14 protein-coding genes and 1 pseudogene are annotated in these 18237 nt (G+C 73.8%); 11 read left to right on the top strand and 4 right to left on the bottom strand.

Features of this window, described 5'->3' with window-relative positions:
• The first annotated feature begins 1 nt into the window (after window position 1).
• Window positions 2–766 carry a TrmH family RNA methyltransferase gene (locus tag FGW37_RS15925; protein WP_179081652.1) on the top strand — a complete coding sequence of 255 codons (765 nt, stop codon included), beginning with the start codon at window positions 2–4 and terminating at the stop codon, window positions 764–766.
• On the opposite strand, the gene paaN is transcribed toward FGW37_RS15925, so the two are convergent.
• Entirely contained in the window at window positions 763–2466 is a 1704-nt protein-coding gene (gene paaN / locus FGW37_RS15920; RefSeq protein ID WP_179081651.1) for a phenylacetic acid degradation protein PaaN, read from the bottom strand. The genes FGW37_RS15925 and paaN overlap by 4 nt on opposite strands.
• 139 nt (window positions 2467–2605) lie before the next feature.
• Here paaN and FGW37_RS15915 point away from each other — a divergent pair, with 139 nt between their 5' ends.
• Window positions 2606–4126 (top strand): 3-hydroxyacyl-CoA dehydrogenase, encoded by a 1521-nt coding sequence (locus FGW37_RS15915; protein ID WP_179081650.1) that lies wholly within the window; start codon window positions 2606–2608, stop codon window positions 4124–4126.
• Window positions 4127–4128: 2 nt separating this feature from the next.
• Window positions 4129–4728 carry a TetR/AcrR family transcriptional regulator gene (locus FGW37_RS15910; protein ID WP_179081649.1) on the top strand — a complete coding sequence of 200 codons (600 nt, stop codon included), beginning with the start codon at window positions 4129–4131 and terminating at the stop codon, window positions 4726–4728.
• Here FGW37_RS15910 and FGW37_RS15905 read toward each other — a convergent pair.
• Window positions 4725–5213: an Lrp/AsnC family transcriptional regulator gene (locus FGW37_RS15905; protein ID WP_179081648.1), complete on the bottom strand. Its 489-nt coding sequence runs from the start codon at window positions 5211–5213 to the stop codon at window positions 4725–4727. The two genes, FGW37_RS15910 and FGW37_RS15905, sit on opposite strands and share 4 nt — an antisense overlap.
• A gap of 183 nt (window positions 5214–5396) precedes the next feature.
• Between FGW37_RS15905 and pdhA the strand changes: the two genes are divergently transcribed.
• From pdhA to FGW37_RS15880, 5 genes and pseudogenes are all read left to right on the top strand, one after another.
• Window positions 5397–6554 (top strand): pyruvate dehydrogenase (acetyl-transferring) E1 component subunit alpha, encoded by a 1158-nt coding sequence (pdhA, locus tag FGW37_RS15900; RefSeq protein ID WP_179081647.1) that lies wholly within the window; start codon window positions 5397–5399, stop codon window positions 6552–6554.
• Window positions 6551–7567 carry an alpha-ketoacid dehydrogenase subunit beta gene (locus tag FGW37_RS15895; RefSeq protein ID WP_179081646.1) on the top strand — a complete coding sequence of 339 codons (1017 nt, stop codon included), beginning with the start codon at window positions 6551–6553 and terminating at the stop codon, window positions 7565–7567. The genes pdhA and FGW37_RS15895 overlap by 4 nt, the downstream gene beginning before the upstream one ends.
• Window positions 7567–9222, top strand: a complete 1656-nt coding sequence (locus FGW37_RS15890) for a dihydrolipoamide acetyltransferase family protein (protein ID WP_179081645.1) — start codon at window positions 7567–7569, stop codon at window positions 9220–9222. The genes FGW37_RS15895 and FGW37_RS15890 overlap by 1 nt, the downstream gene beginning before the upstream one ends.
• 35 nt (window positions 9223–9257) lie before the next feature.
• A pseudogene (locus FGW37_RS15885) lies at window positions 9258–10094 on the top strand (NTP transferase domain-containing protein); the annotation flags it as partial.
• Window positions 10095–10798: 704 nt separating this feature from the next.
• Entirely contained in the window at window positions 10799–12334 is a 1536-nt protein-coding gene (locus tag FGW37_RS15880; RefSeq protein ID WP_179081644.1) for a molybdopterin molybdotransferase MoeA, read from the top strand.
• A gap of 23 nt (window positions 12335–12357) precedes the next feature.
• On the opposite strand, the gene FGW37_RS15875 is transcribed toward FGW37_RS15880, so the two are convergent.
• Window positions 12358–13458: a potassium channel family protein gene (locus FGW37_RS15875; protein ID WP_179081643.1), complete on the bottom strand. Its 1101-nt coding sequence runs from the start codon at window positions 13456–13458 to the stop codon at window positions 12358–12360.
• A 51-nt stretch (window positions 13459–13509) separates the two neighbouring features.
• Here FGW37_RS15875 and FGW37_RS15870 point away from each other — a divergent pair, with 51 nt between their 5' ends.
• The 3 genes from FGW37_RS15870 to FGW37_RS15860 all read left to right on the top strand — a co-directional run bounded on the left by FGW37_RS15870 (window position 13510) and on the right by FGW37_RS15860 (window position 16035).
• Window positions 13510–14487 carry an NAD(P)H-quinone oxidoreductase gene (locus FGW37_RS15870; protein WP_179081642.1) on the top strand — a complete coding sequence of 326 codons (978 nt, stop codon included), beginning with the start codon at window positions 13510–13512 and terminating at the stop codon, window positions 14485–14487.
• Window positions 14488–14616: 129 nt separating this feature from the next.
• A complete protein-coding gene (locus tag FGW37_RS15865; protein WP_179081641.1) occupies window positions 14617–15267 on the top strand; it encodes a hypothetical protein in 651 nt (216 codons plus the stop codon).
• A 207-nt stretch (window positions 15268–15474) separates the two neighbouring features.
• Window positions 15475–16035 (top strand): bacterial proteasome activator family protein, encoded by a 561-nt coding sequence (locus tag FGW37_RS15860; protein ID WP_168091711.1) that lies wholly within the window; start codon window positions 15475–15477, stop codon window positions 16033–16035.
• A gap of 53 nt (window positions 16036–16088) precedes the next feature.
• Here FGW37_RS15860 and FGW37_RS15855 read toward each other — a convergent pair whose 3' ends face one another.
• Complete coding sequence (locus tag FGW37_RS15855; protein WP_179081640.1) at window positions 16089–17858, bottom strand: protein kinase domain-containing protein; 1770 nt, start codon at window positions 17856–17858, stop codon at window positions 16089–16091.
• Window positions 17859–18237 lie beyond the last annotated feature (379 nt).

Genomic DNA, 18237 nt, shown 5'->3' with positions numbered 1-18237 from the left:
CATGACCGAGGACGAAGCCGCTGCCGCCGTGCGGCAGTGGGGCGAGCACGCCCCCGACGCCGTATTGCTCGACGGCTTCCACGCCCTGAAGCACGCCCTGCGCTTCGGCGCGGACGTGCGGCTCGCGGTCACGAGCGACAAGGCGGCGGTGCTGGAGCTCGCCGCCGCGCTGGCCGGCGACCTCACGGGCGTCCTCGCCGAGCGACTGGTGGAGATCCCGGCGCAGGCCCTGCGCGAGCTGGTGCCCAGGATCCACCCCACCGGCGTGGCCGCGCTCGCCGTGCGGCCGGCCCGCAGGGCGAACCTCGACACGCTCTCACGGGCACCCCGGCAGGCGCCCGTCGTCGTCCTGGACAACCCCCGCAACCTCGGCAACGTGGGCGCCGTGATCCGGCTGGCGGCCGGTTTCGGCGCCACGGGCGTCGTCACCACCGGGGACATGGACCCCTGGCACCCCAACGCCGTACGCGCCGGGGCGGGCCTGCACTACGCCACCGCCGTCGAACGGCTGCCCCTGCCCGAGCTTCCGCCCGGGCCGCTGTACGCCCTGGACCCGGAGGGCGACGACATCCGCTCGCTCACCCTCCCCGACGACGCGCTGATCGCCTTCGGCTCCGAGCGCCACGGCATCTCGCCCGAGCTGCGCGAGAGGGCGACCCGGCTGGTCGCCCTCCCCATGCGGCCGCAGGTCTCCAGCTACAACCTCGCCACGAGCGTCGCCATGGCGCTGTTCCACTGGGGAGGCCCGGGCCCGGCCCAGGGCTAGGCCGGGCGGCGCACCTCGACCGTGCGGAAGCGGTTTGCGACGAACGCGCCGTCGCACAGGGCCGCATTGGCGGCCGGGTTGCCGCCGGAGCCGTGGAAGTCGGAGAAGGCAGCCGTCTGGTTCACGAACACCCCGCCCGTCAGGTTGAGCGAGAGCTGGGCGCACTCCTCCAGGCAGGCCTCCTCCACCAGCTGCTCGACCTCGGGCGACGTGGTGTACGCGCCGACGGTCATCGCGCCCTTCTCCCGCACCGTGCGGCGCAGCAGCTCCACGGCGACCGCCGCGGAGTCGACGGCCACGGCGAAGGAGACCGGGCCGAAGCACTCCGAGAAGTAGGCCGCTTCGGCGTCGGGCTTGGCGCCGTCCAGCTTCACGATCACCGGCGTGCGGACGGTGGCGCCGGGGAATTCGGGGTTGGCCACCGTGCGGGAGGCGAGGGCGACTTCGCCGAGCTGGGCGGCGGCGTCGATCCGCTCCTTGACCTGGTCGTTGACGATGGCGCCCAGCAGGGCGTTCGCCCGGGCGTCGTCGCCCAGCAGGCCCTCGACCGCGGCGGCCAGATCGGACACCACCTCGTCGTAGGACTTGTGCCCGGCGTCGGTGGCGATGCCCTCGCGGGGGATCAGGAAGTTCTGCGGGGTGGTGCACATCTGGCCGCTGTAGAGGGACAGCGAGAAGGCCAGGTTGCCGAGGAGGCCCTTGTAGTCGTCGGTGGAGTCGAGGACGACCGTGTTGACGCCGGCCTTTTCCGTATAGACCTGCGCCTGGCGGGCGTTGGCCTCCAGCCAGTCGCCGAAGGCGGTGGAGCCGGTGTAGTCGATGATGCGGATCTCCGGGCGCACGGCCAGGGTCTTCGCGATGCCCTCGCCGTCCCGCTCGGCGGCCAGCGCCACCAGGTCGGGTGAGAAGCCGGCCTCGCGCAGCACCTCGCGCGCGATGCGCACGGTCAGGGCCAGGGGCAGCACCGCGCCCGGGTGCGGCTTGACCAGGACGGCATTGCCCGTGGCGAGCGAGGCGAAGAAGCCGGGGAAGCCGTTCCACGTGGGGAAGGTGTTGCAGCCGATCAGCAGGGAGACGCCGCGCGGGACGGCCGTGAACTCCTTGCGCAGCTCCAGCGGATCGCGCTTGCCCTGCGGCTTGGACCACTGGGCCGAGCCGGGCGTGCGGACCTGCTCCGCATAGGCGTAGGCGACGGCCTCCAGGCCCCGGTCCTGGGCGTGCGGGCCGCCGGCCTGGAAGGCCATCATGAACGCCTGGCCGCTGGTGTGCATGACGGCGTGGGCGAACTCGTGCGAGCGGGCGTTGATCCGCGCGAGGATCTCCAGGCAGACCGCGGCCCGCACCTCCGGCCCCGCCTCGCGCCACTGCGGCATCGCCGCGCGCAGCGCCGTCAGCAGCTCATCGACGGCCGGGTGCGGATACTCGATGCCGAGCTCGATCCCGAACGGCGACACCTCGCCGCCCGCCCAGCCGTCCGTGCCCGGCTGGTCCAGCTCGAAGCGCGTGCCGCGCAGCGCCTCGAAGGCGGCCTGGCCCTCGGCGGCGCTCAGGCTGCCCGGCACGGCGCCCTCCGCGCCGTACGCCTTCGGGTGCTCGGGGAAGGGGGACCAATAGGCGCGCGTGCGGATGGCATCCAGTGCCTGATCCAGGGTGGGGCGGTGCTTCTCGGTCAACTGAGCGGTGGTGAGTCCGGCGGTCACGGCTGACCAACTCCTTGTCGAGCGGGGCTCCGATACGGGGGACCAGACGCACCCCCGGTGGATACAGTAACCGAACGATCGGTCGGGACAAGGGGGCCCGGCAAACCTGTGGAAAAACACTTCGGGGAGGATCACTGCCATGACCGCAATCGACCCGGCCGGCACCGTTGCCGTCGTCGGCGCCGGCACCATGGGCCAGGGCATCGCCCAGGTCGCCCTGGCCGCGGGCCACCCCGTGCGGCTGTACGACGCCGCGCCCGGCCGTGCGCAGGAGGCGGCGCGGGCGATCGCCGCCCGGCTCGGCCGCCTGGTGGACAAGGGCAGGCTCGACGCGGCCGGCCGGGACGCTGCTCTCGCCCGTCTGCAGCCCGCCGCACGGCTCGCCGAACTCGCCGACTCCGCGCTCGTCATCGAGGCGATTGTCGAGCAACTGCACGCCAAACAGAAGCTGTTCGCCGAGCTGGAATCGGTCGTTCCCGACACGTGCCTGCTGGCCACCAACACCTCGTCCCTGTCGGTGACCGCCGTCGCCGGCGGCCTGAGGCTCCCCGGCCGCTTCGTCGGCCTGCACTTCTTCAACCCCGCACCGCTGCTGCCGTTGGTGGAGGTCGTCCGGGGCTTCGCCACGGACGCGGCTGCCGCCGAGCGGGCGGCGGCCACGGCGGCCGCGTGGGGCAAGACCGCGGTGACCTGCGCCGACACCCCCGGATTCATCGTCAACCGCGTCGCCCGGCCCTTCTACGCCGAAGCCTTCCGGCTGTACGAGGAGCGTGCCGCGGACCCCGCCACCCTCGACGCCGTGCTGCGCGAGTGCGGCGGGTTCGCGATGGGGCCCTTCGAGCTCACCGACCTCATCGGCCAGGACGTGAACGAAGCCGTCACCCGTTCGGTCTACGAGTCGTTCTTCCACGACCCGAAGTTCCGGCCGTCGCTGGCCCAGCGCCGGCTGGTGGAGGCGGGACTGCTGGGGCGCAAGAGCGGGCGGGGGTGGTTCGACCACTCCGCGGACGCGCAGCGGCCCCTGCCGCACACCGCGGAGCCGCAGGACGCCCCGGCGGTGGTCCGCGTCACGGGCGGCCTGGGGCCCGCCGCCGCCCTGGTGGAGATGATCCGGGAGGCGGGCATCAAGGTCACCGTGGAGGGGGACGGACCGGCCTCCGGGGGCCACATCAGGCTGCCCGGCGGTGCGTGCCTGGCCCTGACTGACGGCTCCGCCGCCCTGGAGGGCCCTCCGGGAGAGCGCGGCATCTTCTTCGACCTGTCGCTCGACTACCGCGCCGCCACCCGCATCGCCCTGGCCCCGTCCGCGGACGCCGCACCCGGGGACGTCCGGGAGGCCACGGGCCTCCTGCAGGCGCTCGGCAAGGCGGTCAGCGTGATCGACGACGTCCCAGGCCTGATCGTCGGGAGGACCGTCGCGATGATCGTGGACTTCGCCGTCGACGCCGCCGCCCGCGAGGTGGCGACCCCCGAGGACATCGACCAGGCCATGCGGCTGGGCGTGAACTATCCGGGCGGCCCCCTGGAGTGGGCCGACCGCCTCGGCGCGGTCTGGCTGTGGAACTTCCTGTACAACCTGCACGACGAGGGGGCGGGCGAGCGCTATGCGCCGTCGCGGGCCCTGAGGCGCCGTGCGGACCGAGAGGCACGGGTGCTGTAATCGTGACCATGGCCAAGCGCGACACCTACACGCCCGAATCGCTGCTCGCGGTCGCCGTCGAGGTGTTCAACGAGCGGGGCTACGACGGTACGTCCATGGAGCACCTCTCCAAGGCGGCCGGAATCTCCAAGTCCTCCATCTACCACCACGTGAAGGGCAAGGAAGAGCTGCTCCGGCTCGCGATAAGCCGCGCCCTGGACGGGCTCTTCGCCGTGCTGGACGAGCCGGGGGCGACCGGAGGACGCGCCGTCGACCGCCTGCAGTACGTCACCCGGCGCACCGTCGAGGTGCTCATGGCCGAGCTGCCCTACGTGACGCTGCTGCTGCGCGTGCGCGGCAACACCGACACCGAGCGCTGGGCGATGGAGCGCCGCCGCGACTTCGACCACCGCGTCGCCGACCTGCTCAAGCAGGCGGCGGCCGACGGCGACCTGCGGGCGGACGTGGACGCACGGCTGGCCACCCGGCTGCTCTTCGGGATGATCAACTCCGTGGTGGAGTGGTACCGCCCCGGCCACGGCGGGGCGGCGACCAGCGAAGAAGTGGCCGATGCGGTGGTGCTGACGGCTTTCGCGGGCCTGCGCACCCCCGGGCGGGACTAGCCCTTCTCCTCGAGGTCCGTCTCCTCGAAGATCAGCAGCGTGCGGGTGCTGAGCACCTCGTCCATGGACTGGATGCGGGTCAGCACCAGCTCGCGCAGGGCGCGGTTGTCCTTGGTGTGCACCAGCAGGAGCACGTCGAAGTCCCCGCTGACCAGGGCGATGTGCGCGGCCCCCGGCAGCTTCAGGAGCTTGTCGCGGACCGTGCGCCAGGAGTTCTGCACGATCTTCAGCGTGATGTACGCCGACGCGCTCTGCCCCGCCCGCTCCTGGTCGACCCGCGCGCTGAACCCCCGGATCACCCCGTCGTCGATGAGCCGGTTGATCCGGGCGTAGGCGTTGGCGCGCGAGACGTGCACACGCTCGGCGACGGAGCGTATCGACGCGCGGCCGTCGGCCTGGAGCATGCGCAGGATGGCGCGGTCTATCTCGTCCAGCGGCCGCGCCGGTGCCCTGCTCCCGGTGAAGGCCATCTGTTCGTCCGACATGGCGTCCCGCCTCCCCCTCTTGGACGTCCTGGCCATATCTCAGGCTGTGGAGAACCGTTTGTCCACAGGCTCGGGCCGCCTGTAGCCAAAATGTGCCGACGACCGAACAATCGGTAGGGAGGGCGTCGGCGGGATTTCGCCGCACGTCCGGTCAAGCCCGTCCCCACAAAGGAGGTGCTCGTCATGACGGTTCTGGAGCAGCCCGGTTCGTACCGGCCCACCCCGCCCCCCGCCTGGCGGCCCCGCACCGATCCCGCACCCCTGCTTCCCGACGCGGAGCCGTATCGCGTGCTGGGCACCGAGGCGGCGGACGGGCTCGACGCCGGGCTGCTGCTCCGGCTCTACGGCCACCTCGTCCGCGGCCGGAGATACAACACCCAGGCCACCGCGCTCACCCGCCAGGGCCGGCTCGCCGTCTACCCCTCCTCCACCGGGCAGGAGGCGTGCGAGGTCGCCGCCGCGCTCGCCTTGCAGGAGCAGGACTGGCTCTTTCCGAGCTACCGCGACACCCTCGCCGCCGTCGCCCGCGGCCTCGACCCCGTCCAGGCGCTCACGCTCCTGCGCGGCGACTGGCACACCGGATACGACCCCCACGAGCACAGGATCGCACCGCTGTGCACCCCGCTGGCCACCCAGCTGCCGCACGCGGTGGGCCTCGCCCACGCCGCCCGCCTCAAGGGTGACGACGTGGTCGCGCTCGCCATGGTCGGCGACGGCGGCACCAGCGAGGGCGACTTCCACGAGGCGCTGAACTTCGCCGCCGTCTGGCAGGCCCCCGTCGTCTTCCTCGTGCAGAACAACGGCTTCGCGATCTCCGTCCCGCTCGCCAAGCAGACCGCGGCCCCCTCGCTCGCCCACAAGGCCGTCGGCTACGGCATGCCCGGCCGGCTCGTGGACGGCAACGACGCCGCCGCCGTCCACGAGGTCCTCACCGAGGCCGTGCGGCGGGCCCGCGAAGGCGGCGGCCCCACCCTCGTGGAAGCCGTCACCTACCGCATGGACGCCCACACCAACGCCGACGACGCCACCCGCTACCGCAGCGACGCCGAAGTCGAGACCTGGCGGGGCCACGACCCCATCGCCCTGCTGGAACACGAGCTGACCGCACGCAAGCTCCTGGACGAGGCCGGCATGGCCGCCGAGCGGGAGGCGGCCGAGCACATGGCCGCCGATCTGCGCGAGCGCATGAACCAGGACCCCGCACTGGACCCCATGGACCTCTTCACCCACGTCTACGCCGAGCAGACCACCCAACTGCGGGAGCAGGCCGAGCTGCTGCGCGCCGAGCTCGACGCCGCAGCGGAAGCCGCCCCGGACTCCCCGGAAGGGACGCAGCGATGACCACCGCGGCTGTCAGGGCCGGAGCCCGGCCCTCATCCATGGCCCAGGCCCTCAACCGGGCCCTGCGCGACGCCATGGCCGAGGACCCGGCCGTCCACGTCCTCGGAGAGGACGTCGGGGCGCTCGGCGGCGTCTTCCGCGTCACCGACGGCCTCGTGAAGGAGTTCGGCGAGGACCGCTGCACCGACACCCCGCTCGCCGAGGCCGGCATCCTCGGCACGGCCGTCGGCATGGCCATGTACGGGCTGCGGCCCGTGGTGGAGATGCAGTTCGACGCCTTCGCCTACCCCTCGTTCGAGCAGCTCATCAGCCACGTCGCCCGGATGCGCAACCGCACCCGCGGCGCCGTGTCCATGCCGCTCACCGTCCGCGTGCCCTACGGCGGCGGCATCGGCGGCGTCGAGCACCACAGCGACTCCTCCGAGGCGTACTACATGGCCACCCCCGGCCTCCACGTCGTCACCCCCGCCACCGTCGCCGACGCCTACGGGCTGCTGCGCGCGGCGATCGCCTCCGACGACCCCGTCGTCTTCCTGGAGCCCAAGCGGCTCTACTGGTCCAAGGCCGAGTGGGACGCCGAGGCGCCCGAGGCGGTGCCCGCCATAGGGCGCGCCGCCGTCCGCCGCCGCGGCACCTCCGCCACGCTCATCACGTACGGCCCGTCCCTGCCGGTCTGCATGGAGGCGGCCGAGGCGGCCGTCGCCGAAGGCTGGGACCTCGAAGTCGTCGACCTGCGCTCCCTCGTGCCCTTCGACGAGGAGACGGTCTGCGCCTCCGTCCGGCGCACCGGGCGCGCCGTGATCGTCCACGAGTCGACGGGATTCGGCGGCCCCGGCGGGGAGATCGCGGCCCGGATCACCGAGCGCTGCTTCCACCACCTGGAGGCGCCGGTGCTGCGCGTCGCCGGCTTCGACATCCCGTACCCGCCGCCGATGCTGGAGCGGCACCACCTGCCCGGGGTCGACCGGGTGCTGGACGCGGTCGCACGGCTGCAGTGGGAGGCGGAGAGCTGATGCCCGAGGTCAAGGAATTCCGGCTGCCCGATCTCGGCGAGGGGCTCACCGAGGCGGAGATCGTGCGCTGGCTGGTCGAGGTCGGCGAGGTCGTGGCCGTCGACCAGCCGGTCGTGGAGGTCGAGACGGCCAAGGCGATGGTCGAAGTCCCCTGCCCGTACGGGGGCGTGGTGACGGCGCGCTTCGGCGAGGAGGGCGCGGAGCTTCCCGTGGGGGCGCCGCTGCTGACGGTCGCCGTCGGAGCGCCCGCGGAGACGGGGCCGGGCCCCGCGGCGGAGGCCTCCGGCAATGTGCTCGTGGGCTACGGCACGGGGGCGCCTGCGGCGCGGCGCCGCCGTGTCCGGCCGAAGGCCGGTGGGTCCGGGGGCGCCTCCGGTGCGGGGGCCACCTCCGGTGGGGGGTCCACGGGCGGCTCGGCGGCGCCGGGTGCTCCAGAGGCTGCCGGCGACCCTGCTGCCGGGGGGCCGACGAGGCCGGGCGGCGGCCTGGAGGCGGGCGGGCATCGCCCGTCGCGTTCGTACGGGCTGAGCGCTGCTGCGGCGGAGGGGACGGCTGAGGCTTCCGGTGATCCTTCGGGCGGGGGTCCGGCCGGGCGGGACGGCCTGGGGGCAAGTGGGCACCGCCGGTCAGGTTCGTACGGGCCGGGCGCCGCTGGGGCGGAGGGGGTGGCCGGGGCTGCCGGTGACCTTGCAGGCCCGGGGTCGTCTCCGGCCGTGCCCGGAGAGCGGCGTGCGGGCGTGGCCGCGGCCCGGCCACGACCTTCCGGCTCCACCGGCCCCGTTCCCGTCGTCTCCCCCCTCGTCCGGAAGCTGGCCCGTGAACACGGGCTCGACCTGCGGGCCTTGACCGGGACCGGGCGGGACGGGCTGATTCTGCGCGCCGATGTGGAGCGCGCCGTGCGTGCCGCCGGGTCCGTGGGCGTGGCCGCCCCCGAGCCCATCGCGGCGGCCGCCCCCGGCGAGGCGGGCACCGAGCGCATCCCCCTGCGCGGGCTGCGCGGTGCCGTCGCCGAGAAGCTCGGCCGGAGCCGGCGGGAGATCCCCGACGCCACCTGCTGGGTGGACGCCGATGCCACCGAGTTGCTCGCCGCCCGCCGGGCCATGAACGCCGGGGGAGGGCCGAAGATCTCCCTCCTGGCCCTGCTCGCCCGCATCTGCACGGCCGCCCTCGCCCGGTATCCCGACCTCAACGCCACCGTCGACACCGAAGCCCGGGAGATCGTGCGCCTGCCCGGCGTCCACCTCGGCTTCGCCGCCCAGACCGAGCGCGGCCTGGTCGTCCCCGTCGTCCGGGACGCCCACCTGCGCAACGCCGCCGGCCTCTCCGAGGAGATCGCCCGCCTCACCGAGGCCGCGCGGTCCGGCACGCTGACCCCGGCCGAGCTCACCGGCGGCACGTTCACGCTGAACAACTACGGCGTGTTCGGCGTCGACGGCTCCACGCCGATCATCAACCACCCCGAGGCGGCGATGCTCGGCGTCGGCCGGATAGTCCCCAAGCCCTGGGTCCACCAGGGGGAGTTGGCGGTACGGCACGTGGTGCAGCTGTCGTTCACCTTCGACCACCGGGTCTGCGACGGCGGCACGGCGGGAGGCTTCCTGAGGTACGTGGCCGACTGCGTCGAGCAGCCCGCTGTGTTGTTGCGCTCTCTCTGAGCTTTCGGCCCGCCCCGAACGGCCATACTCGTCGGGTGACTGGTTACGACGCCGTAGTGCTCGCCGGTGGCGCGGCCCGCAGACTGGGCGGCGCCGACAAACCCACCCTGCGCGTGGGCGGGCGGACGCTGCTGGACCGGGTGCTGGAGGCGTGCGCGGACGCCGAGGAGACCGTCGTCGTGGGGCCCCGGCGCCCCACCGTGCGGCACGTGCGGTGGGCCCGCGAGGAGCCGCCCGGCGGCGGACCCCTCGCCGGGCTCGCCGCCGGCCTGCGCCAGACGGCCTCCGCGACCACGCTCGTGCTCTCCGCCGACCTGCCGTTCCTGCGGGCCGAGACCGTACGGGCGCTGCTCGCCGCGGCGGCCACCGGCGGTCCGTACGTGGAGGGCGTCCTGCTCACCGACTTCGACGGGCGCGACCAGCCGCTGGTCGCCGCCTACCGCACCGAGCCGCTGCGCCGGGAGCTGGCGCTGCTCGCCGCCGAGCACGGCGGCCTCGCCGGGCTGCCCCTGCGGCTGCTCACCGACGAGCTGACCCTCGGCCGGTTCGCGCACCCGACGGCCTCCTTCGACTGCGACACCTGGGAGGACGTCGCCACCGCCCGCGCGCGCATCAGGGACGATGGGAGCGTGTTGGATGAATGGATCTCCGCGGCCAAGGCCGAACTCGGCATCGACCTCGACGTCGACACCACCGCCCTCCTGGACCTCGCACGCGACGCCGCGCACGGCGTGGCCCGCCCCGCCGCGCCCCTGACGACGTTCCTCGTCGGCTACGCCGCGGGGCGCGCGGGCGGCGGCCCCGAAGCGGTGGCCGAAGCGACCCGCAAGGCCGTGGCGCTCGCCCACCGGTGGGCAGCGGAAGCGGCCACGGGGCCGGCTGCCGCGGGGCCGGCTACCGCCGAAGGGGGCACGCCGGCGAGGCCCGCCGGGGGCGGCACGGGTGCGGCGTCCGCCGAGGACAGCGTGGCCGGGAGGCCCTCCCGGGACGGCCTGGTTGCGGAGTCCGCCGTGGGCGGTGCGGCCGGGAAGCGTGCAGGGCACGGCCTGGCAGACACGTCGGCTGAGGACGGCATGGTCGGGAAGCGTTCCGGGGACGGTCTGGTCGGGGAGTCCGCCGTGGACGGCGTCGCCGGGAAGCGCGCCGTGGGCGGCCTGGCCGGGAAGGCTGCCGACGGCGGTGCGGCCGGGAAGCGCACCGGGGACGGCCTGGCCGGTATATCGGCCGAGGGCAGCGTGGTCGGGAAGTGTGCTGGGGACGGCCTGGCCGGCACGTCGGCCGAGGACGGCGTGGTCGGGAAGCGTTCCGGGGACGGTCCGGTCGGCACGTCGGCTGAGGGCGACGTGGTCGGGAAGTCGTCCCGGGACGGTCTGCTTGCGGAGTCCGCCGTGGACGGCGTCGCCGGGAAGCGCGCCGGGGGCGGCCTGGCCGGGAAGGCTGCCGACGGTGGCGCTGCCGGGAAGCCCGGGGGCCCTGCGGCCGGTGGGTTCGCTGACGGTGGTCCGGTCTGGGAGGGCGGTGACGGACCCGGGGCGTCCTCCGGGGACGGTGTGGACAGGAAGGTCGACGGGGCGCGATGAGTGACGCCGACGCGGATTCCTCGCTCGACCGGGCGACGGACGAGGCACTGGCCCTCTTCGCCGACGACCGGCGGGGCCACCACGCCCGCCCTGCCGAGCGCCGCGCCGAGCGGCCCGCCCCGCGCGGCAGCGCCCAAGCCCCCTTCGCGTACTTCCCGTTCGACGAGATACCCGTCGGGGGCGGCGTGGTCGACGGCGGACGGAGCGCCGGCGCCCCGCACCGCAGGCCCGGTCCCGAGGACGAGACCGCCCCCGCCCCCGCCTTCGACGCCTTCCCCTTCATCGACGTCGCCGAGGACGAAAAGCGGGCCCGCCACATGACGGCCGACGCCACCGCCAACCCCCACGCCACCCCCTGGCCCACGGCCCGTGCCGTCGCCGCCGCGGCGGCCGAAGCCCTCCCCGCCGAGGAGCGGCCCCTTGGCGACGCCCTCGGGCAAGTCCTCGCCGAACCGCTCGTCGCCCTCACCGACCTGCCCTCCTTCGACACCTCCGCCATGGACGGCTGGGCCGTCTCCGGCCCCGGCCCCTGGCGCCTCCCCCCACCCGGCGAACAGGACGTCCTCGCCGGCCGCCCCGGCACGGGCCCGCTGCGCGACGGGCACGCCCTGCGGATCGCCACGGGCGCACGCATCCCGGCCGGGGCGACGGCCGTGCTCCGCAGCGAGCACGGCGAAGTCACCGTGCAGGGCGAGCTGCTGGCCAGCCGGCACGTCAGCCACGGCCAGGACATCCGGCCGCGCGCCGGCGAGTGCCGGCAGGGCGACCGGCTCGTGCCCGCGGGCACGGTCGTCACGCCGCCCCTGCTCGGCCTCGCGGCCGCCGCCGGCTACGACACGCTGACCGTCACCCGCCGCCCCCGCGTCGACGTGCTCGTCCTCGGCGACGAGCTCCTCCAGGAGGGCCTGCCCGAAGGCGGTCTGATCCGGGACGCGCTCGGGCCGATGCTCGGGCCCTGGCTGCGGGCGCTCGGCGCCGAGCCGGGCGAGGCGCTGCGCATCGGCGACGACGCGGACGGGCTGTACGCGGCGCTCGCCGCCTCCACCGCGGACGTGGTCGTCACCACCGGCGGCACCGCCTCCGGGCCCGTGGACCACGTCCACCCCACACTGCACCGCCTGGGCGCCGAGCTGCTGGTCGACGGGGTCGCCGTGCGCCCCGGGCACCCGATGCTGCTCGCCCGGCTCGCGCCCGGGCGCCTCGTCGTCGGGCTGCCCGGGAATCCGCTCGCCGCGGTGGCCGGTCTGCTGACGCTCGCCGAGCCGTTGCTGTGCACGCTCACCGGGCGCGCGGCGGATGAGCCCGTGCGGGCCGTGCCGGTGGAGGCGGTGTCCGGGCATCCCGCCGATACCCGGCTCGTGCCGGTCACGTACGACGGCCGCGGCCGGGTGAGGCCTCTGCGGTTTCACGGGCCCGCCATGCTGCGGGGGCTGGCGGCGGCCGACGCGCTGGCGGTCGTGCCGCCGGGCGGAGCGGGACGGTCCGCGGAGGCGGAGATGGCGGAGGTGGTGGAGGTCCTGGGGCTCCCGTAGTTTCAGGGCTCCCCCCCGGCGAGCTAACCCGCTTCGGGCCCCCCGGCCTGCCTGATCGTGATCACCCTGTCCGCCAGCTGCAGCGTCGCCACCTCCGGGTCCGTGAAGTGCAGGAGCCGGTGCCCACGGACCACCGCCACGACCAGGTCCTCGCAGTCGCGCGGAGAGCGGCCCGCCTCCCGCTTGGTGACCGGGCGTTCGGCCACGTCCAGGCCGTTCCCGTACGTCAGCAGGTCCTCCAGGACCGTGCCGACGTTGGGGCTCATCATCGACATGCCGAGCAGGCGGCCGGCCGAGCTGGAGCTGGTCACGACCGTGTCCGCGCCGCTCTGCCGCAGCAGCGGCACGTTCTCGTCCTCCCGGACGGCGACGACGATCTTGGCCGCCTTGTTCAGCTGCCGGGCCGTCAGGGTGACCAGCGCCGCCGTGTCGTCCCGCTGGGTCGTGATCACGATCTGCGAGGCCCGCGCCAGCTCCGCCCGCAGCAGGGTCTCGGAGCGCGTGGCGTCGCCCAGGACGCCCACCAGGCCCTCGGCCGCCGCGGCGTCGACCACCTTCTTCTGCGGGTCGACCACGACGATCTGACCCTTGGGCTTGCCCTGCCCGAGCAGCGTCTCGACGGCGTGCCGGCCCTTGGTGCCGTAGCCGACGACGACGGTGTGCTCCCGCATCCGGGACCTCCAACGGTGGATGCGCACCTGATGGCGCGTCCGCTCGGTCAACACTTCCAGGGTCGTTCCCACCAAAATGATCAGGAACAGCACGCGCAACGGCGTGATCAACAAGATATTCGTCAGCCGCGCCGCGTCGCCCACCGGCGTGATGTCGCCGTAGCCCGTGGTCGACAGGGTCACGGTCGCGTAGTAGGCGGCGTCCAGGAAGTCGACCCCGCCGTCGGAGTTGTCGTGGTAGCCCTCGCTGTCGGCGTAGACGATCAGCGTGGTGACGGCCAGCACCAGCAGGGCCATGACCAGCCGCTGCAGCACCTGCCGCAGCGGCGCTGCGACGCGCCGGGCGGGCATCACGATCGAACGGCCCGCCTCGGCGTCGTCGTCGGCCTCGCCGCGGGTGCGGTTCCACAGGGTGCGGAACAGCGAGATCCGGTTCATCTTGCGCGTCACCATGGCCCCCATATTCCGTGATCTTCCCGGTGCCCCGGCGGTAGCCTCGCGACCATGTATGCGATCACCATTCCCGAGCCAGGCGGGCCCGAGGCCCTGGTATGGACCGAAGTCCCCGATCCCGTACCCGGTGAGGGCGAGGTTCTGGTCGAGGTCGTGGCCAGCGCGGTCAACCGTGCCGACGTCGTCCAGCGGCAGGGTTTCTACGACCCGCCGCCCGGCGCGTCCTCCTACCCCGGTCTGGAGTGCTCCGGCCGGATCGCGGCGCTCGGCCCCGGGGTCAGCGGCTGGGCGGTCGGCGACGAGGTGTGCGCGCTGCTGGCGGGCGGCGGGTACGCGCAGAAGGTCTGCGTCCCCGCGGGCCAGCTCCTGCCCGTCCCCGACGGCATGGACCTGGTCACGGCGGCCTGTCTGCCGGAGGTGACCGCGACCGTCTGGTCCAACGTGTTCATGGTGGCCCACCTGCGCCCCGGCGAGACCTTCCTGGTCCACGGCGGCGGCAGCGGCATCGGCACCATGGCCGTGCAGCTGGCCAAGGCCGTCGGTGCGCGCGTCGCCGTCACCGCGGGCAGCGGGGACAAGCTGGAGGCCTGCCGCGAGCTGGGGGCGGACATCCTCATCGACTACCGCGAGCAGGACTTCGTCGAGGAGCTGCACAAGGTCACCGGCGGCGTCGGCGCCGACGTCGTCCTCGACATCGTCGGGGCGAAGTACCTCGAGCGGAACGTGGACGCCCTCGCCGTCAACGGCCGCCTGGTGATCATCGGCCTGCAGGGCGGCCGCAAGGCCGAGCTCGACCTCGCCGCGCTCCTCACCAAGCGCGCCGCGGTCATGGGGACCTCCCTGCGCGGCCGCCCGCTGGCCGAGAAGACGGCGATCATCGCGGCCGTGCGGGAACACGTGTGGCCGCTCATCGCCGGCGGACGGGTGCGGCCGGTCGTGGACCGCACGATGCCGATGTCGGAGGCTGCCGAAGCCCACCGCGTCATGGAGCAGAGCGCGCACGTGGGGAAGATCCTCCTCACCGTCTGAACCGATGGATCCGGCCGACCGGTCTGCGGGCGGTCACCCTCCTGAATCACCCACCGTGCCGCCCCGCCCACCCCGTGTGAGGGTGGGTGCGAGCGGCTCCGGCGGAGAGCCGAGGGAGGCGGCGTGGGCATGGGCGGCCGACTGCGGGCGGGTCTTCGGACCGGGTTCATAGCCGGGCCGGTGCTCACGGCCACCGTGCTGGTCGTCGCCGTCGCACCGGGTCTGGAGCCCCCGGATCCGTCTCCCGGACGGCCTCCGCCGGGCCCGGCCGGCACCGCGCCCGGCCCCACGCTCCGTCCCCCGCCCCCGCCCCCGCCCCCGCCGGGCTCCGGTGACGGCCGGCTCGCCGGGACCTCCGCGGGCGAGGGCCGCCTCCATCCCGGCCGGACGGCACCGCCCTCGCCCTCCGGGATATCCGGTCAGTCCGGTCAGTCCGGCCCGTCCGGTCCGCCCGGCGGATCACCGTCCGCAGGCCCCTCCGGCGCCCCCTCCGGCGACACCGGCGAGGCGGCCGGCCCCGTCGAGGACGTGCCCGGGGAGGACGCCCCCGGCATCGGGCCCCCGGCCGCCGACGAGGCGGGCGGCGCCGCCGAGCAGCCGCAGGGCCCCTTCGGGCCGGTGACGCCCGATCCCGTCTCCACCCGCCCCGCCGCCGCCCGCAACGCCAGGACCGCGGCCTACGGCGACCGCGTGCTGCGCGTGCTCCCTCTCGGCACGGGCCTCGCCCTCACCGGCCTCGGCCTCGGGTTCTTCGCCCTGCGCCTGAGGCGGCCGCGGTAGGCCGCAGCCCCCGCGTTGCGGGGCGGCGGCGATAAGGCGATGAGATGCCGTGTGCGAAGCCGCGGAAATGACGAACTGCCCGGGAAGACCGGGGAAAAGGGGCGCGCGGAGTGAAAAAGGGGCGTGCGTCGGAGCGTGTGGCACGGTGGATCAGGCGTGTACGGGGGCATCAACAGGGGGAAATCACATGTGCGAGAGAATGGCGGCATGGATATGCCGAGGAATGAACGGTCGCAGGAGAGCCCGCAGGTCCTGGTCGTAGGCCCGGACGGCATGGCTCTCGGCAGCGCCAGCCCCGGCGGCGGGGAGGGCGACGACGAGTCGCGCGAGGTCCCGGTGACGGAGATGGTCGAACAGCCTGCGAAGGTCATGCGCATCGGCAGCATGATCAAGCAACTGCTGGAGGAAGTACGGGCCGCCCCTCTCGACGAGGCGAGCAGGGTCCGGCTCAAGGAGATCCACCGCAGCTCCGTCAAGGAGCTGGAGGACGGCCTGGCCCCCGAGCTGGTCGAGGAGCTGGAGCGCCTGTCGCTCCCGTTCACCGACGACACGGTGCCCACCGAGGCGGAACTGCGCATTGCGCAGGCCCAGTTGGTCGGCTGGCTGGAAGGCCTGTTCCACGGCATCCAGACCGCGCTGTTCGCCCAGCAGATGGCGGCCCGCGCCCAGCTGGAGCAGATGCGCCGGGCGCTGCCGGCCGGTGTCCTCGGGGAGGACGACGGCGAGGGCCCGCAGCACGGCGGCGCCCGTTCGGGTCCTTACCTCTAAAGTGCGGCGGGGCCCGAAGGCCCCGCCCGGGCTGATCGGGCTGATCGGGCTGATCAGGAGGCCGGGTCGCCCGTCGAGACCGTCAGCACGAACTGGTCCGACGGCGACTTCGGGTCGAACGGGTCGCCCGCGGCCGGCACCTGGTTGAGTACCGTGCCCTTGCCCCACGTGTTCTCGGACGACACGTCGATCCGGTACTTCCAGCCCGCGGCCTGCAGGCACGACTTCACCGAGTCGATGTACATGTACCGGAAGTCGGGAGCGGACTTCTTCGACTTGTCGCTGTAGTACTCGTAGGCCTTGGTGCACTTGGCCGGGTCGATGGTCTTGCTCTTGTCGCCCTCTTTGTGCTTGCTCTGCGAGCCGCCGGTGGTCCCGCCCGCCGTGGTCGTACCGCCGCCGCTGGTGCCGCCACCACCGGTGGTCGTGCCGCCGCCCGGGGTGACGGGCGCCTGGCTCTGCGTGCCGCCGGTGGCGCCGCCGGCGGTGCCCCCGCTGCCGGCCTCTTCCTTCTTCTCGCCGCCGTTCAGCGCGATCGCCGCGATCACACCGATGACCGCGAGGCCCGCGACGACCGCGGAGCCGATGATGACGGGCTTGTTGCTCTTGCCGCCGCCCGACGACGACCCGCCGGAGGCCGACGGCCCGGACGAGGGGCTGATCGAGTAGGGCGGGGGCGTGCTGGGGCCCTGGGCGCCCTGGAAGGGCTGTACGGGCGTCGGGTAGCCCCCGGCGCCCTGGGCGGCCTGCTGAGCGCCCGAGGACGGCCCGTAGCCGCCGTTGTACGGCCCGGGGGCCGCCGGGGGCTGGTAGGGCGTCTGGACGCCCGCCGGGCCCGGTGCAGGGGTCTGCTGGTCGACGGGCGGGAAGACAGCGGAGCTGACGCCCGCGCCGCTGCGCGCCGGAGGGCCGCCCGCGATGATGATCGGCGAGGGCGCGGTCTGCGCCGTGCCCGCCACGCGCGCGCACTCGTCGCGCATGGACTCGGCGCTCGGGAAGCGCTCGTTCGGGTTCTTCTTCAGCGCCCGGGCGACGAGGGCGTCGACGGCCGGCGGGATCGAGCGGTTGATCGAGGAGGGAGCGACCGGCTCCTCCTGGACGTGCGCGTAGGCGATGGCCAGCGGGGAGTCCGCGTCGAACGGCAGCCGCCCGGTCAGCAGCTCGAAGAGCATGATGCCGACCGAGTACAGGTCTGAGCGTGCGTCGACGCCGCGCCCGAGCGCCTGCTCGGGGGAGAGGTACTGGGGGGTGCCGACGACCATGCCGGTCTGCGTCATCGACGTGACGCCGGACTGCATGGCGCGGGCGATGCCGAAGTCCATGACCTTGACCACGCCGCGCTTGGTCATCATCACGTTGCCGGGCTTGATGTCGCGGTGGACCAGGCCCATCTCGTGGCTGACCTCGAGCGCCGCCAGCACATCGGCGGTGATCTTCAGCGCCTTCTCGGTCGGCATGGCGCCGTACTGGTGCACGTCGGCGTCGAGGACGGAGCGCAGAGGCTGACCCTCGACGTACTCCATGACGATGTACGGCATGGTCGACCCGTCGAGGTCGTCCTCGCCCGTATCGAATACCGAGACGATGTTGGTGTGTGTGAGCTTGGCGACGGCCTGCGCCTCGCGCCGGAACCGCTCGCGGAAGGACGCCTCGCGGCCCAGCTCCGTGTGGAGCGTCTTGATGGCGACCTGACGGTCCAGGACGGAGTCGTAGGCCAGGTGGACGGAGGCCATGCCGCCCTCGCCCAGCAGGTCGCGGAGCTGGTAGCGGCCGCCACCGACAGACCGGCCCGCGTAGCGGCCCTGTGCGCCGTCCTGGCTCATCGTTCTACTTCCCCCTTGGGCGCACTGCCTGGCATACGTTCCGGCATTCCGTTCGGCATACGGTTCGGCATGTGATTCGGCATATGGTCCGCCGGTCCGGCGATCCGTACGGTGATCCGTGCGGGCCCGTTCCGTCGGTTCTGTCGATATATCTCGGCCAAGTCTGCCCCAGGCCGCGGGCACGTCAAGCCGCGTGCCCGTTCCGTGACGGGATGCGCGACAAGACGTCACGAGATTTGCCTTGCCCAGGCCCGTACGGGTTTGATAGCGCGTCCATCCCGGACCGGCGCGCCCCGTGGAACCTGTAGCGTGCCTTAGCGGAAGACCGTTTTCCCACCGCAGCGCCTTCCGCGCGACGCGGCCAGACACGACGGCGAGG

The organism is Streptomyces rectiverticillatus (genome assembly GCF_013394065.1).
Classification (GTDB): Bacteria; Actinomycetota; Actinomycetes; order Streptomycetales; family Streptomycetaceae; genus Streptomyces; species Streptomyces rectiverticillatus.
Note: the sequence above shows the minus strand (reverse complement) of the source record. Positions and strands in the feature narration are given on the sequence as shown.